Annotated in this window: 12 protein-coding genes; all 12 read right to left on the bottom strand. The window is 68.8% G+C overall.

The genetic code is table 11. The features are described from left to right. Nucleotides 1-5: 5 nt before the first annotated feature. Complete coding sequence (locus IEZ09_RS31880) at nt 6-269, bottom strand: hypothetical protein (RefSeq protein WP_189257511.1); 264 nt, start codon at nt 267-269, stop codon at nt 6-8. 174 nt (nt 270-443) lie between these two features. Further along, nucleotides 444-695, bottom strand: a complete 252-nt coding sequence (locus IEZ09_RS31875) for a hypothetical protein (RefSeq protein ID WP_229813133.1) — start codon at nt 693-695, stop codon at nt 444-446. A gap of 16 nt (nt 696-711) precedes the next feature. Continuing rightward, the gene (glmM, locus tag IEZ09_RS31870; protein WP_189257509.1) at nt 712-2,046 is read right to left on the bottom strand and encodes a phosphoglucosamine mutase; all 1,335 of its coding nucleotides are present in this window, start codon (nt 2,044-2,046) and stop codon (nt 712-714) included. A gap of 189 nt (nt 2,047-2,235) precedes the next feature. Then, nucleotides 2,236-2,751, bottom strand: a complete 516-nt coding sequence (rpsI, locus tag IEZ09_RS31865; RefSeq protein WP_189257508.1) for a 30S ribosomal protein S9 — start codon at nt 2,749-2,751, stop codon at nt 2,236-2,238. Nucleotides 2,752-2,777: 26 nt separating this feature from the next. Beyond that, nucleotides 2,778-3,221, bottom strand: a complete 444-nt coding sequence (gene rplM / locus IEZ09_RS31860) for a 50S ribosomal protein L13 (RefSeq protein ID WP_030472013.1) — start codon at nt 3,219-3,221, stop codon at nt 2,778-2,780. A gap of 256 nt (nt 3,222-3,477) precedes the next feature. Beyond that, entirely contained in the window at nt 3,478-3,768 is a 291-nt protein-coding gene (locus IEZ09_RS31855; protein ID WP_189257507.1) for a WXG100 family type VII secretion target, read from the bottom strand. 51 nt (nt 3,769-3,819) lie between these two features. Continuing rightward, entirely contained in the window at nt 3,820-4,128 is a 309-nt protein-coding gene (locus tag IEZ09_RS31850; RefSeq protein ID WP_189257506.1) for a WXG100 family type VII secretion target, read from the bottom strand. 147 nt (nt 4,129-4,275) lie between these two features. After that, the gene (locus IEZ09_RS31845) at nt 4,276-4,665 is read right to left on the bottom strand and encodes a hypothetical protein (RefSeq protein WP_189257505.1); all 390 of its coding nucleotides are present in this window, start codon (nt 4,663-4,665) and stop codon (nt 4,276-4,278) included. Between the two features lie 20 nt (nt 4,666-4,685). Further along, nucleotides 4,686-6,491, bottom strand: a complete 1,806-nt coding sequence (locus tag IEZ09_RS31840) for a type VII secretion-associated protein (protein WP_189257504.1) — start codon at nt 6,489-6,491, stop codon at nt 4,686-4,688. A 140-nt stretch (nt 6,492-6,631) separates the two neighbouring features. Further along, nucleotides 6,632-6,907, bottom strand: coding sequence for an AfsR/SARP family transcriptional regulator (locus IEZ09_RS31835; RefSeq protein ID WP_189257503.1), 276 nt, complete (start codon nt 6,905-6,907; stop codon nt 6,632-6,634). 3 nt (nt 6,908-6,910) lie between these two features. Continuing rightward, entirely contained in the window at nt 6,911-9,745 is a 2,835-nt protein-coding gene (locus IEZ09_RS31830; protein WP_189257502.1) for an AfsR/SARP family transcriptional regulator, read from the bottom strand. 1,002 nt (nt 9,746-10,747) lie between these two features. Beyond that, nucleotides 10,748-14,755, bottom strand: coding sequence for a type VII secretion protein EccCa (gene eccCa, locus IEZ09_RS31825; protein ID WP_189257501.1), 4,008 nt, complete (start codon nt 14,753-14,755; stop codon nt 10,748-10,750). Between the last annotated feature and the right edge of the window lie 20 nt (nt 14,756-14,775).

Below are 14,775 nucleotides of genomic sequence, written 5' to 3'. Positions count from 1 at the left end.
ACTCGTTACCCCTTGAACTGACCCGAGGTCTGCGCCTCGTTCGACTCGTACGTCTTGGCGACGTCCTTCAGGCGCGTGGCGATGCCGTTCGCCTCTTTGCCGAACTTCTCGACGCTCTGGCCGAACTGGTCGAAGAAGGTCTTGTACTGGGCGGCGACGGCCTGGAACTTGCGTCCTACCTGCCCGGCCCCCACGCCCGGTGTGATCGAGGCCTTCATGGAGATCAGTTGCGACCCCTCGGCCTCGTACGTTCCCGCCGTCTTGGTCAAATCGCCGGACTGTACGCCGAACCCAGACATTCCTCGCCTCCCCTTGTCCCCGATCTGACGCAATTCGGCCTCATCGGGTTCCGCCATACAGTGCCAGCTCCAGTCATGCGCTGACCGGAGCTCCGTGATGTCGGTTGCCTTAGTAAACAGCCATTCGGCGGCATTCGCCGGTGATCACCACTGATTGGGCGGCTGCTGTCCTGGTGGCGGTCCCTGCGGCGAGGGCGGATAGCCGGGGTACGGCTGGTGGCCGGGCATCGGTTGCTGCGGATGGCCCTGCTGTCCAGGTGGGAACTGTTGCTGCGGGTACGGGTACCACTGCTGCGGCTGCTGGGCGGGCTTGCGCCTGGTGGCCAGCACGACCACCAGGACCACCCCGACCAGCACCAGCACGAGCAGGAAGAACAGCACCATCCAGACAGCCACGGGTCCTCCGAAATCCTCAGTGGACCGAGGAAACCACATTCGCCAGGCGCTGCGCTGCCGACTCCGCCTGTTCGTGGCTCGTGGCCTCGACCATCACACGCACGAGCTGCTCGGTGCCGGACGGGCGCAGCAGCACGCGGCCGGTGTCGCCCAGCTCGGCCTCGACGGCGGCGACGGCCTCGCTGACCGACGCGGCCTTGGCGACAGCGGCCTTGTCCGAGACCTTCACGTTGATCAGGACCTGCGGCAGCCGGCGCATCACCGAGGCGAGGTCGGCGAGCGACTTGCCGGTCTCGGCCATGCGGGCCATCAGGCGCAGCGCCGTGAGCAGGCCGTCGCCGGTGGTGGCGTGCGCGGGCAGCACCACGTGGCCGGACTGCTCGCCCCCGAGCGAGTAGCCGCCTGCCTTGAGGTCCTGCAGCACGTACCGGTCGCCGACCGCGGTGGTGCGGAGGCGGATGTTGGCTTCCTTCATCGCGATGTGCAGGCCGAGGTTGCTCATCACCGTGGCGACGAGGGTGTCCTCGTACAGCTCGCCCGCGTCGCGCATGGCGAGCGCGAGCACGGCGAGGATCTGGTCGCCGTCGACGACGTTGCCCTCGGCGTCCACGGCGAGGCAGCGGTCGGCGTCACCGTCGTGCGCGATGCCGAGGTCGGCACCGTGCTCGCGGACCGCGGCGGCCACGACCTCGATGTGAGTGGAGCCACAGCCGTCGTTGATGTTGAGCCCGTCCGGGGTCGCGTTGATCGCGATCACCTCGGCCCCGGCGCGGCGGTACGCGTCCGGTGCGGCCACCGACGCGGCACCGTTCGCGCAGTCCACCACGACCTTGAGGCCGTCGAGGCGGTGCGGCGTGACCTTGAGCAGGTGCTCGACGTACTGGGTCTCGGCATCGGGGACGTCCCGAACCCTGCCGATCGCAGCGCCGGTGGGACGGTCGAAGCCGGTGCCCATGAGCTGCTCGATCTCGTCCTCGACCTCGTCGGGCAGCTTGTGGCCGCCCGCGGCGAAGAGCTTGATGCCGTTGTCCGGCATCGCGTTGTGCGAGGCGGAGATCATCACGCCGATGTCGGCGCCGAGAGCGGCGACGAGGTAGGCGACGGCCGGGGTGGGCAGGGCGCCGACGCGCAACACGTCCGCACCGGCCGAGGTGAGACCCGCGGTGACGGCGGCGTCGAGCATCTCGCTGCTCGCCCTCGGGTCGCGGCCGACGACAGCGACCGGGCGGTGGGAACGGTCGTGCTCGGCGAGCACTCGTGCCGCTGCGGCGGCGACGGACATCGCGAGCTCGGGGGTGAGATCGGCGTTGGCGAGACCACGCACTCCGTCGGTGCCGAACAGGCGGGCCATGAATCCTCCGAATTGGACACTGCGAGGCGACGGGAAAGACCCGGAAAACACTGCGGGAGCAGCAGTTCGAGGTGAACTGCTGCTCCCGCAGGTACAGCTGGGGCTCGGGGTGCGGGGTGTCCCCGCTGTCGCGCGGAGGAGCTGAGGTCTGACGAATGCAGACACAGCTCGCCCAGCGACGGAGCCGACTTAACGCTTGGAGTACTGAGGCGCCTTGCGGGCCTTCTTGAGACCGTACTTCTTGCGCTCCTTGACCCTCGGGTCACGGGTGAGGAAGCCGGCCTTCTTCAGGGCCGGGCGGTCCTCGGAGTCGACGGCGATCAGCGCACGCGCGATGGCGAGACGCAGCGCACCGGCCTGGCCGGTGATGCCGCCGCCACGCAGGTTGGCGATCACGTCGAAGGTCTCGGGCTTCTCGGCGGTGACGAGCGGCTCCTTGATGAGCTGCTGGTGCACCTTGTTCGGGAAGTAGTCCTCGAGGGCCTTGCCGTTCAGGGTGAACTTGCCGGTGCCGGGCACCAGGCGAACGCGGACGACGGCCTCCTTGCGGCGGCCGACGGTCTGCGCGAGGTGGGCGGCGCCGTTCAGCGAGGGCGCGACCACCGGCGCGGAGGTCTCGACGACCTCAGCCTCGGCGGCCTCGGCCTCGGGAGCCTCGACAACCTCGGCCTCGACCTCAGGGGTCTCGTTCTCAGGGGTGGTCACAGGAACTTCCTCGGTGTACTCGTCGCTCACTGGGCGATCTTCTTGATCTCGAAGGCCTGCGGCTGCTGCGCCGCGTGCGGGTGGTTCGGTCCGCTGTAGACCTTCAGCTTGTTCGCGATCTGACGGCCCAGGCGGTTCTTGGGCAGCATGCCCTTGATCGCCTTCTCCACCAGGCGGTCCGGACGGGTGTCCAGGACCTCGCCGAAGGACTGCTTGCGCAGACCGCCGGGGAAGCCGGAGTGGCGGTACTGGAACTCCTGGTCCCGCTTCGAGCCGGTCAGCGCGACCTTGTCAGCGTTGATGATGACCACGAAGTCACCGGTGTCAACGTGAGGCGCGTAGGTCGGCTTGTGCTTGCCGCGCAGCAGCGTCGCGGCCTGGGTGGCGAGCCGGCCGAGCACCACGTCCTGGGCGTCGATCACGTGCCAGGTGCGGGTCACCTCACCGGGCTTCGGGCTGTACGTGCGCACGGGTCTACCTCGTCGTCACTTGCGTCTGGGGTCACTGCGGCGGTTGCCCCAGACCGATCTTGGACGGGCCAAGCGGTGGTTCCGAGACAGGCGCGGCGCGCATGGGCGCCAGCTACCGCACAACAACGTAAGAAGATACCGGATGGGTGGTGCGGGGACCAAAACGACCCCCTGTGACGCCCCACCCCCGGACGTACGTGAGCCCCGGACCACGTGGTTCCGGGGCTCACGAAGGTCTGGCGGTACCGCCAGGGTCTTACCAACGACGGGCGTTGGCGTCCTCAGCCTGCTTGTAGGCCTCGGCCGCAGCCATGGTCGCGGAACCGATCGAGGCCAGCACGGACTGAAGGTCGGCGGCGGCCGTGTTCCACTTGTCCTGCGCCTCGTTGTAGGCACCGGACGACGCGCCCTCCCAGGTGGCCAGCACGCGCTTGACCTCGTTCTGGAGGTCGTTCAGCTGCTGCTCGACCTGCTTCGCGGAGCTCGTGATCTGCGAAGAGGCGTTCACCAGCTCGCCGAACGTGACCTTGATACCAGGGTTGGTCATTTCATTCTCCCCTTGAAAGTCTGATGTGAAGGTTTCGGAGGTCTACGCGGCTCAGCCGAGGCGGTTGGCGATCTCGCTGACAGCCTGCGACTGCTGCTCTTCGTTCTCGATGTAGGTCTTGGCGGAGCCCGAGATCTGCTCGGCGATGCTGCGCAGCGCCTCCTGGAGCTTCCGGGTGTCGTCGTCGAAACGCTCCATCAGCTTCGTGAACGCGTCGGCCGCGGAGCCACCCCACGAGGCGCGGACACTCTCGGCGGTGCTGCGCACCTGCCGCAGCGTGCCCTGGGTCTGGCCGTCGATCTCGATGATCTGCTTCGCGAGACGGTCGAGGTCCTCAGGTCCAACGGTAAAGCTGCCCATTGGGAATATCCCCCTTCAGAGAACTTCAGGCGTACTTCTTGGTTCGTACGCCTCTTCCGACGCAAGACCCTGCCATGCCGGTTCCGCCCTGTCGCGACTTCTTTCGAAGTAGTTGCTCTAGTAAACGGTTCCGGGTGAAACCGGGGGTCAGTAGAGGATTCGCGACTGCGAAAAGTCCTCGTCATCGTCACTCGGACGAGGAAGCTGACCACTCGGACCGGCGACAGCGGTGGAACCGAGAGTGGCGACAGGCTTGGTCTCAACAGGCGGCGGTGGGGTCAGCTCCGCCACATCCGGAACCTGTTCGACGGGCAGTCCGCGATCGTTGCGGAACCCGGTGGCCGCCTCATGGACGTCGGAGGAGGTCGGCCGGGCGCCGGGCTCGACCTTGCGCTCACGTGCCTGCCTGGCGAGTTCACGTGTGCGTTCCCGCAGCTCGGCGTTGCGTTCTCCCACCTCACCGGCGGCCCGGCGGGCACGGGTGACGGCGGCTCCCACCTCTGCGCGGAACCGGCCAAGGGCCTCGGTGGCGGACATCGGCAACTCCCCTGACGTTGCTACTGCGGCTTGATGACCAGCGAGCGGACGATCTGCTCACAGGCGGCGTTGACGGCTGCTTTGCCGGCGTCTGTCGCCTGACAGCCCACGCTCACCTGAACCTTGCCGACGAACTGGATGTACCAGTCGACGTCTGCACCGCTCACTTCTTCGCGATAGTGAACAACAGACTTGCCCGCGAATGTGGCCGCATCGGCGAATCCGGAGACCTTGTCGCCGTTCTTCTCGCGCGTGTCGTATTGACCCTGCAGTTCTTTGAGCGCGCGGTCCCGATCCACGTCACTGTTGTAGACGAGTGTTTGCTCCTGCACAGCAATGCGGTCGACCGGCGAATCCCCGCTCGTGGTTTTGCGGTCAATCGGTTGCAAAAGCACCTGCCGGTCCACCGGCGCGCCGCCCGTCTGCTCCCACCCGTCCGGCAGGGTGAACCTGTAGTCGTAGACGGCGATCTGGTTCTCCGGTGGCTTCTGCTCCTGCGTCTTCGTGTTCAGCCAGAAGTAGCCGCCGACACCGGCCGCGGCGAGCACCACCACGACACCGATGGCGATGAACAGCGGCGCCCTGCTCTTCTTCTTGGGCGGTGGCACCGCGGGGAACGCCGACGGGAACTGCGCGACCGGCGGCGGGGTGATCCGCCGGGTGATCTTGCGGGTGGTGTCGTCGGTCACCCGCAGGTTGTGCGTCACCTCACCCGGACCGCCCTTAGGAGGCGTCTGCGGCGCCACGCCACCGGTCCGTTCGGGATCGAGGCTGACGGCCCGAAGCGCTCCACGGGCGACCACGGTCTCCGGCTGGTCGATGCTCGTAGGCACCACGCGGGTGTGCTCGTGCACCAGCCGCGCGACGAGCGGAATCCGGCTCGATCCTCCGACCAGGAACACACCGGCGAGCTGCTGAGGAGCGAGACCAGCGTCGCGCACCGCGGCCCCAACCAGCGCGGCCGCTCGGCTGAGCGGCCCGGTGATCAACTGCTCCAGGTCGGAACGCGTGACGTGCGCGTCGGGAAACGGCGGCGGCATCGGCACATCGGTGTAGGCGTGCCGCGACAAAGTCTCCTTGGCGCCGCGGACGTCCTGCCGCAGCACCCGCCGCTTGCGCCGGTCGGCCATCTCACGGCCCTCGACGAGCTGCCGCCACGCCTCGGGATCCTTGGCCGCCACCAGGCTGCCGACGTGCTCCAGCAACGCCTGGTCGACGTCGGCACCGCCGAAACTCGGATCACCCTTGGCCGACAACACCCGGAAGCTCTTGCCCGTGCGCGCCACCACGCTCGCGTCGACCGTTCCACCGCCGAGGTCGAGCACGGCGAGCGCGGCACCGTCCGGGATGGAATGACTCGCGGAGTGGAAGACAGCGGCCGCCACCGGCTCCGGCACGAGCACCAGCTCACGGCCGAGCCCTCGTGCCGCCTGCAGCAGCACTCGGGTGCGGACCGTTCCCCAGTCCGCGGGGTGGGTCAGGACGAGCAGATCGACCGGTGCCCCACCACCGACCCGGCGCGCTTCTCCGACCGCACGCGTCAGCACCGCCCGCACGACGTCCACAACGGGCAGCACAGTGCTGCCCAGCAACAACTCACCCTCGTCGACGCGGCGCTTCGGGTGCGGCTCGTAGCGGGCAGGGTCGACCGCGGCCTGGCGTTCGGCCTCATGGCCGACGAACAACGTCCCGTCGGCGGCGGCGAACACGGCGGACGGCACCAGCGGCTGGCCGTCGAACACGACGACCTGCGGCTCCCGGCCGTGGGCCGAAACGGCGACGCAGGTGCTCGACGTGCCGAAGTCGACCGCGACGTGCAGGCTCATGCACCTTCCCCTCTTCCGGGCACATGCTTACCCGATGCGACGCGCCCGGACGACACGGATGGCAAAGGTCGCCTTACTCGGGTCTGGGGCCGAGCACCAGCGCGAGCCTCGTCTCCAGCCCCCAGCCAGGTCGTTGCCGACTAAGCGAGCCATCTCCAGTGCTTGCTCGCAGGCCCGCACAGCAGGTCCAGTTCGTCCTGGCCGATCTCCGCCCGGTAGCCCGCCAGTGGTACGCACGCAGCAATTTGGCGGTTCGCCATCCGCAGCCGTTCGACCAGCTCGTTGACCGATGCGAACAGGTTCGCGCGCAACAACAACTTCGCCAGCGGCACCCGGCAGCGGCCAGCCGGCACCGCGACCGGCTCGGCGTCGAACAGCGCTTCCAGCGGGCCCAGCACCCGGAACTCGACGCTCACCGATCACGCCCTCCGCCTGGCCTCGGCCAGCGCCACCCGAAGTCGCTCTTCAGCATCAGCGTCGCCCGTATCCGCGTAATTCTCCAGGGCGGCGGTGGCCACGTCGATCACCTTGCCGTACAGGCCGAGCGCCAGCGTCGCCTCAGCGACCACGGCCACCGCGCGCACCGCCCCGCGCCGCTCTCCCAGTCCCTCGAAGGCGGAAAGGGCTTTCTCCGCACCGGTCAGCGCGTGCCCGGGGTCCCCCAGGGCGAGGTCGACCTGGGCCGCCTGGGTCGTGCAGTAGGCGATGCCGCGGGTGTCGTCGAGCTTCGTCGTCAGGTCCAGCGCCTCGCGGCTCGCCGACCTCGCCCGGTCGAGGTCTCCCTGGGCGAGGGCGCTCGACGCGATCCGGCTGAGCAGCAACGCGATCTCGTTCCAGGGGGCGTTCGCCTCCCTGGAGATGGCCAGCGCCTCGTCCAGGACCCGCGTCGCCTCCGCGTAGCGCTTTTCGGTCGCGAGCATCGTGCCGAGCTCACGCAGGGTGCTCGTCCGCAGGTTCCGCACGCCGCTCGCCCGCCCCGCGACCACCGCGCGTTCGGCGAGCGCCACCTGCGGTTGCCCGGTGAGGACCATCGTGTAGTAGGTCAGGCTGCCCAGTGCCGCGGCCAGTTCGGCCTGGGCGTCCATGGCCTCGAACGCCTCGGCACAGCGCGCGAGTTCGGCGAGGAGTTCCTCGGTGACGCCGCGCGTGATCCGCTGGGCCACGTGATCGAGGTGCGACCGCCACGCGATCAGGTCCTTGCCGTCGGCGAACGCCGCTTCCCTGAGGAGTTCGCGCAACTGCAGGACCCGGTCGTGGGAGTAGTAGACGTCGAGGAAGAGGAACGCGCGGTCGACGAGGTTGGCGGCGTCGGAAACCCAGTTCTTGCGCAGGCAGTACATGATCGCGCGCTCGATGTTGACCATCTCGGAGACCAGGAGTCCCTCGCCGTTGTCCGCGAGCCGTTCGATCTCGGCGCGGTCCAGCGCGGTCGAGGGGGCGATGGGCACCAACGGCAGCTCGTCCCCTCCTGTCCAAGCCTCGGCAGCCACCTCGACGACGGTCAGGAGGAGGTGGACGTAGGCGCGCATGGCCTCAGCGACGACCTGCTCGTCCTCCGCGCGCACCAGTTCGGCCGCGTACACCGCGAGCAGGTCGTGCAGGCGGTAGCGGGGTTCGCCGGTGACGTCGAGGCCGACCTCGTCGAGCAGGTTCGCCTCCACCAGTCGTTCGACGAGGCGCTCCCCGTCACCGCCCGCCAGCACGCCCACCGTCCAGGAGGCCACGTCCGTCGCACCGAGCAGGCCGAGCCTGCGGAACGCCGTCGCCGCGTCGGCGGGCAGCGCCTCGTAGCTCGGCCCGAACGTCGCCCGGATCTCGAGGTCGCCCATGGTGAGCTCGTCCAGGCGGTGACGTTCGTCGGACAGGCGGCGGGCCAGTGAACTCAGCGGCAACGACTCACGGGCGGCGAGGCGTGCACCCGCGACTCGCAACGCGAGTGGCAAGCCACCGCACGCGCGGACGATCGCGGCTACCGCGGCCTTGTCGGTGCCGGCCCGTTCCGCACCGAGAACGCTCGACAGCAGCGCGATTCCGTCGTCTTCGCCCAGCGGCGGCACCCGCAGGCTCTGCGCGCCGTCGACCTGGACCAGCTGCTGCCTGCTGCTGATCAGCACCGCACAGCCCTCCGTGCCCGGCAGCAGTGGCCTGACCTGGTCGGATCCGGCGGCGTCGTCCAGCACCACCAGCATCCTGCGGTCGGCCAGCTGGGCGCGGAAGGCGGCACTGCGCGCCTCCAGACCGTCCGGCACAGCGGACGCGTGCACGTCCAGGGCCACGAGCAACTCGGCGAGCACCTCCACCGGGTCGCGGGGATCACCGCTGGCGCCGTTGAGCCGGGCGAACAGCTGACCGTCGGGAAAACGATCACGAAGCCGGTGGGCGGCCTTGATCGTGAACGCGCTCTTGCCCACACCGGGAGCACCGGACAGGACGACCACCGGCACACCGGGTGCCGCGAGCTTCTCCTCGACCTTGCACAACAGCTCCGCGCGGCCCACGAAACCGGCGGTGTCGGGCGGCAGCTGGCAGAGGGCCTTGCGCTGGGAACCACCGACCTCACCGTTGAGCAGCGCGAGGTGCAGCTCACGCAGCTCCGGTGACGGGTCGACGCCCAGCTCGTCGGCCAGCAACGTCGTGATCTCGCGGTAGCTCTCGAACGCCTCCGCCTGCCGTCCCGAGCGGTAGAGCGCGGTCATCCGCTGTGCCCAGAACCGTTCCCGCAGCGGGTGCTCGCGGGTCAGCTCGATCAGCTCGGCGACGATGTCGCTCGCCCCGCCCCGTTCCAGGTCGGCGTCGATCCGGCGTTCCAGGGCGTCGAGGCGTTCGGCTTCGAGGCGCGGCACGTCGTCGCGGTGCAGCGCGTCCGACACCACGTTCGCCAGCGCGGGACCACGCCACAGCTCCGCGGCGGAGGCGAAGTCGCCGGCCTTGACGAGCGCGCGGAACCGCAGCAGGTCCAGCTCGTCCGGCCGGACCTCGCACAGGTAGCCGCCAGGAGTCGTGCGCACGCGGTTCGCCGCGCCGAGGGCCTGCCGCAGTCGCAGCACCGTCGTCTGCAACGTCTTGTGGGCACGGTCCACAGTGGGCGGTTCGCCGTCCCACAGCCGTTCGACCAACTCGTCCACCGACACGAACTGGTTGGGGCGCAACAACAACGTGGCCAGCAGCACGCGGCCGCGTCCAGCCGGGACGGACACCGGCTCGGAGTCGAGCAGCACTTCGAGGGGACCGAGCACGCGGAACTCGACGCTCATGATCTCCCTTCCGGCCAGGTCAACGAGTGTGGCATCGGCTCGCGGGTTTGTCCGGCTGTGCGATCTACCCCCGCTTGCTCGCTCGTCACCGAGCTCACGCCAAAGATGCCTTGCCGTGCACCATGGGCACTCGCGCTGTCGGGTACTCGTTGCCGACGTCGATCAGCACCTCTGACGGCCCCGGCACGCGGTACTCGGCGATCACCCGTCCCTCCAGGTCACGGGCAGTTTAGACACGCAGTGATCGCAGTGTGAGCAAAGTGTGAGCGGCCTCCGGCAGAGTTCTCCGCAGCGGTGCTGGTGGCGGAGTTCCTGGGGGGCCACCAGCACCGCTCGTCAGTTGCACAGCAGGACCACCCAGACTGGCCGGTTCCACCGCGGTTACCTCCCTCTTCACCGCGGCGGGACCGGCTTCCTGCGCATCCAGGGCCCGAGTGTCCGGGCGCTGACCCGGTGTGACCGAAGTGTGAGCACCACCCGGCAAAGTGGTGATCAGCCGGACGACGAGAGTGACGACGAAGGTTTTTTGGGGGGTGTCACGATCGTCGGGCTCCGAGACGGCCGACCCTCCCCAGTGGTTCGGCCGGCGAGGAGGTCCGGTTTGGGGGGAACCGGACAGTCCCCTGCTGTTCGGTGGGCCCGCGGCTTCGGCCGCGGGCCCTTTTACTTTGCCCGGAAACCGCGCTGACGTCGCCGCGACAGCGGATGTCATCGAGGCGTGAGCGGCGCGAGAGAGGCGTGCGGCAGAGTTCTCATCACCGGATCGACGGAGGCGGACAAGACCTGGGGGAACCTCCGAAGAATCCCGATCCGGTGCGGTCTCCTCCCTCTTGACCGCACCGGATCGGGTCCGGCAATGGGGGGAAGCAGGTAGAACCCCTGCTACCTGAGTGGGCCCGCGGCGTCAGCTGCGGGCCCTTTCACGTTGGCGGGCGACGACTCCCGAAACGACTCGTGGGTGGACCCGCCGAACGGCGAGACCACCCACGAGGACGTGTGGACCTACTCGGGCTGGATCCAGGCGAACTGCATGCGCTGCTGCCCGTGCTTGCGGGTCACCATCGTGCCTCGGCCGGGAGGCTGCTGCGACGGCTTCAGGTTGCCGATGATGTTGCCTTCCTCCTTGGAGCCGGAGCCCACGAAGACCGGCGCCGAGATCTCCTTCAGCTTGCCCATCACCGGGTCGTACATCGCGCGGGACGCACCACCCATGCGGCGGGCCAGGACGATGTGCAGGCCGACGTCCTTCGCCTGCGGGATGAACTCGGCCAGCGGCTGCAGCGGGTTCGCACCACCCTGCGGAGCGACCAGGTCGTAGTCGTCGACCACGACGAACACCTCGGGGCCGCTCCACCAGGAGCGGTTCTTGAGCTGTTCCTGGGTGACGTCCGGACCGGGCATGCGCTTGGCGAGCGAGCCGCGGACCTCCTGGACGTTCTGCGTGAGCTGGGTCGCCGACACCGCGTAGGTCAGCAGGTGGTCGGTGTCGATGAAGCCGAGCATCGTGCGGCGGAAGTCCGCGAGCAGGATCAACGCCTCCGAGGAGGTGTAGCTCGTCATGATGCCGCGGACGATCGTGCGCAGGATGTTCGTCTTGCCCGACTCGCCGTCGGCGAGCGCGAAGAAGTGCGGGTCCGCGTCGAAGTCCATGTAGACCGGCGCGAGCTCGTCCTCGTTGACGCCGACCGGGATCAGGTGACCGCGGTTCGGAGTGTGCTGCTGGACCTGTGCCATGAACTGCGAGTAGTCCAGCAGATCCGGCAGCATCCGGACCTGCGGGGCACGCGGGCCCTGCCACGCCTGGTTGAGCTTGGCGTCGAGGTCGGCGACGCCCTGCGACGTCGTCGCCGGATCCTGCGACGTGTCGATGCGCGGCAGTGCGGTGAGGAAGTGCAGCTTGTCGCCGGTGAGACCGCGGCCGGGACGGCCGGGTGGCACGTTGACCGCGACCTTGCGGTCGACCTCGGACTCGCTCGGGTCACCGAGCCGCAGCTCGAACCGCGTGCCGAGGAGGTCCTTCATCGCGGGCCGGATCTCCGCCCACCGGTTGGCGGCGATGATCACGTGGACGCCGAACGACAGACCCTGCGCGGCCAGCGCCTGGACCTGCGGCTCGACCATCTCGAACTCCTGACGGAAGTTCATCCAGCCGTCCACGATCAGGAACGCGTCGCCGAAGGCGTCGTCCTTGATCTCCCCGCGGCGCTTGCGGGCGCGGAACTCGGCCAGCGAGATGCGCTGTTCACGCCAGCGGAGCTCGCGCTCGGTGATCAGGGTCTGCAGCTCGGCCACCATGCGGCGGACCTTGTCGACGTCGAGACGACCGGCGTAGCCACCGACGTGGGGCAGCGTCTCCATCGTGGCGAGCGAACCACCACCGAGGTCGATGATGAAGAACTGCGCTTCCTCGGGTGTGTGCGTCAGCGCCATCGCCGCGATGATCGCACCGAGCATGTTGGACTTGCCCGACTGCGGACCACCCACGACGGCACCGTGGCCGGCGCCTCCGGAGAAGTCCGCCCACAGCAGGTCGCGGCGCTGCTCGAACGGCTTGTCGACGATGCCGACCGGGATCTGCAGCGTGCTGTTGGCCGCGTAGCCGGGCGCGGTGAGACCGCGGTCCGGCGTCACGTCGAGCGGCGGCAGCATCGTGTCCATCGTCGGCGGCTCGTTGAGCGGCGGCAGCCACACCTCGTGCGCGGGCGGGCCCTGGCCGACGAGGCGGTCGACGATGAGCTCGAGCTGGGTCGGCTCGTTCGCGTCTTCCTTCTTCTCCTCGACCTTGACCGGCTCGATCGGCCGCTCCGGCTCCTTCGGGATCTCGATGAAGTCCGGCACGAAGAACCGCGGGCGCTTGTCGCTGCGAACGGCCACCGACTCACCGGCGGACTGCATGCCCGACGGACGGTAGGTGCCCGAGACGTAGAGCGCCTTGAACCTGGTCAGCGGCATGCCCTGGACGCTCAGGTAACCCGAGCCCGGGATGGGCGGCAGCTCGTAGGCGTCCGGCACACCGATCGCCGCGCGGGACTCGGCCGCGTTGAACGTCTTCAGACCGATCCGGTACGAGAGGAACGTGTCCAGACCGCGCAGCTTGCCCTCCTCGAGTCGCTGCGACGCGAGGAGCATGTGCATCTGCAGCGACCGGCCGACACGACCGATCTGGAGGAAGATGTCGATGAAGTCCGGCTTCGCCGTCAGCATCTCGGAGAACTCGTCGATGCAGATGAAGAGCGCGGGCAGCGGGTCGAGCTGGGCGCCGTTCTCACGGGCCTTCTCGTAGTCCCAGACGTTCTTGTAGTTGCCCTTCGCCAGGACTTCCTGACGACGCGCCACCTCACCGGCGATGGCGTCCTTCATGCGGTCGACCAGGGTCAGGTCACCGGAGAGGTTGGTGATGACCGCGGCGACGTGCGGTGCCTTGTCCAGGCCGAGGAACGTCGCACCACCCTTGAAGTCGACGAGGATCATGTTGAGCGCCGTCGACGAGTGCGAGGCCAGCAGACCGAGCACCAGCGTGCGGAGGAACTCCGACTTACCGGAACCGGTCGCGCCGATGCACAGGCCGTGCGGGCCCATGCCGTCCTCCGCGGCCTCCTTGATGTCGAGCTCGACCTGCTGGCCGTGCTCGCCGATGCCGAACGGGATGCGGTAGCGGTCGCGCTTGGGCCGCGGCCGCCACGCCTGCTGCACGTCGAACGTCAGCGGGTCGCCGGGGATGCCCATGAACTCGAGCAGCGGCGGGTTGTTGTTCATCGCCAACGGGTCGTCGCCGCCGTCACCACCGGCCTCGCCGGCGGCGCCCATGCGGTACGGCGAGAGCCTGCGGGCGAGTGCCTCGGCCTCGACGATCGACAGGCGGTCCGGCGTGCCGAACCACTCGACGCCGCTCGCGGAGCGGGCGCCGAGCTGGTTGTTCTCGACGACCAGCCGCAGACCGCGGCGCGCCGTGAGGTTGCCGAGGCACTCGGACAGGTCCAGCAGCGTGACGCCGACCAGACCCTCCTCCAGGATGATCATCTCTTCGCGGCTGATGTCGCCGTCGTCGATGACGATCACGATGTGCGGCTGGTCGGGCGGCGGCGGGGCGTTGCGGGTGAACCGCTGCCGGTCGCGCAGGTTCTCGTCCAGCATCGCCTCGATCTCGGCGAGCGAGTTCGCCATCATGCGGCGCTGGCCGATGCCGTCGATGTCGGTGGGGTGCTGCACGTGCGGCAGCCACTTCGCCCACTCCCACAGCTGCTTCGTGCGGCCCGCGCTGACGATCGCGATCAGCAGGTCGTCCGGCGCGTGGAAGGTGACGAGCTGGGCGATGAGGGCCCGCGCGAGATCGCGGCGGTCGTCGAGGTCGCCGAGCAGGCCGACGGCCGCGAAGCCGCGCAGCGCGATCGAGATCGGCAGGTCGGGCACGAGCGAGTGGGCGCGCACGAACCGGCGCAGCGCCAGCGTCGCGATCGGCTCCAGCTCCTCGACCGGACCGGTCTGCGGCGGCACCAGGCGGGTGGCGAGGCGCTGCGAGCCACGTCCCGCGCGCAGGTGGCAGAAGTCGGGGTCGTTCTGACGGCGTTCCCACATGCGCCGGGTGGTGGCGAGCGACCACAGCATCTGCGGGTCCGGGTGGACCCACTCGCGCTCGGCGCGCTGCTCGTCGGCCGCCTCACGGGCGCGGTCGCGCATCTGGCCGAGATACCGCAGGTAGTCCTTGCGGTCCTCGTTCATCTCGGCTTTCTTCTGGCCCTTGCCGGAGCCCATGCCTCCCGCCATCATGCCGATGGTCGAGATCATCATCATGCCGGGCATGATCATCGCGGCGGGCTGCCTGTTCGAGTACACGAACATCATCGCCATCATGCCCACGGACGCGATGATCATCACGACGGGCATCGCCTTCATCATGATGTTGCCGGGGATGATCCGGGGGACCTCGGGTGGCGGCTCGAGGTGCACCTCACCGCCAGGAGGCCGGGGAGCAGCAAGGCGTGCCGTTCGCTTGAACTGCAGCGTGCTCAACTGACAGGCACCTCTTCGAC

The organism is Lentzea flava (assembly GCF_014648475.1).
Taxonomy (GTDB): Bacteria; Actinomycetota; Actinomycetes; order Mycobacteriales; family Pseudonocardiaceae; genus Lentzea; species Lentzea flava.
This window is presented reverse-complemented; position numbering and strand designations above follow the sequence as displayed.

What these genes read in the sequence shown, in the direction of transcription:
- glmM (WP_189257509.1), bottom strand. Translation starts at nt 2,046, where the DNA reads ATGGCCCGCCTGTTCGGCACCGACGGAGTGCGTGGTCTCGCCAACGCC.
- IEZ09_RS31855 (WP_189257507.1), bottom strand. Translation starts at nt 3,768, where the DNA reads ATGACCAACCCTGGTATCAAGGTCACGTTCGGCGAGCTGGTGAACGCC.
- IEZ09_RS31850 (WP_189257506.1), bottom strand. Translation starts at nt 4,128, where the DNA reads ATGGGCAGCTTTACCGTTGGACCTGAGGACCTCGACCGTCTCGCGAAG.
- IEZ09_RS31845 (WP_189257505.1), bottom strand. Translation starts at nt 4,665, where the DNA reads ATGTCCGCCACCGAGGCCCTTGGCCGGTTCCGCGCAGAGGTGGGAGCC.
- IEZ09_RS31840 (WP_189257504.1), bottom strand. Translation starts at nt 6,491, where the DNA reads ATGAGCCTGCACGTCGCGGTCGACTTCGGCACGTCGAGCACCTGCGTC.
- IEZ09_RS31830 (WP_189257502.1), bottom strand. Translation starts at nt 9,745, where the DNA reads ATGAGCGTCGAGTTCCGCGTGCTCGGTCCCCTCGAAGTGCTGCTCGAC.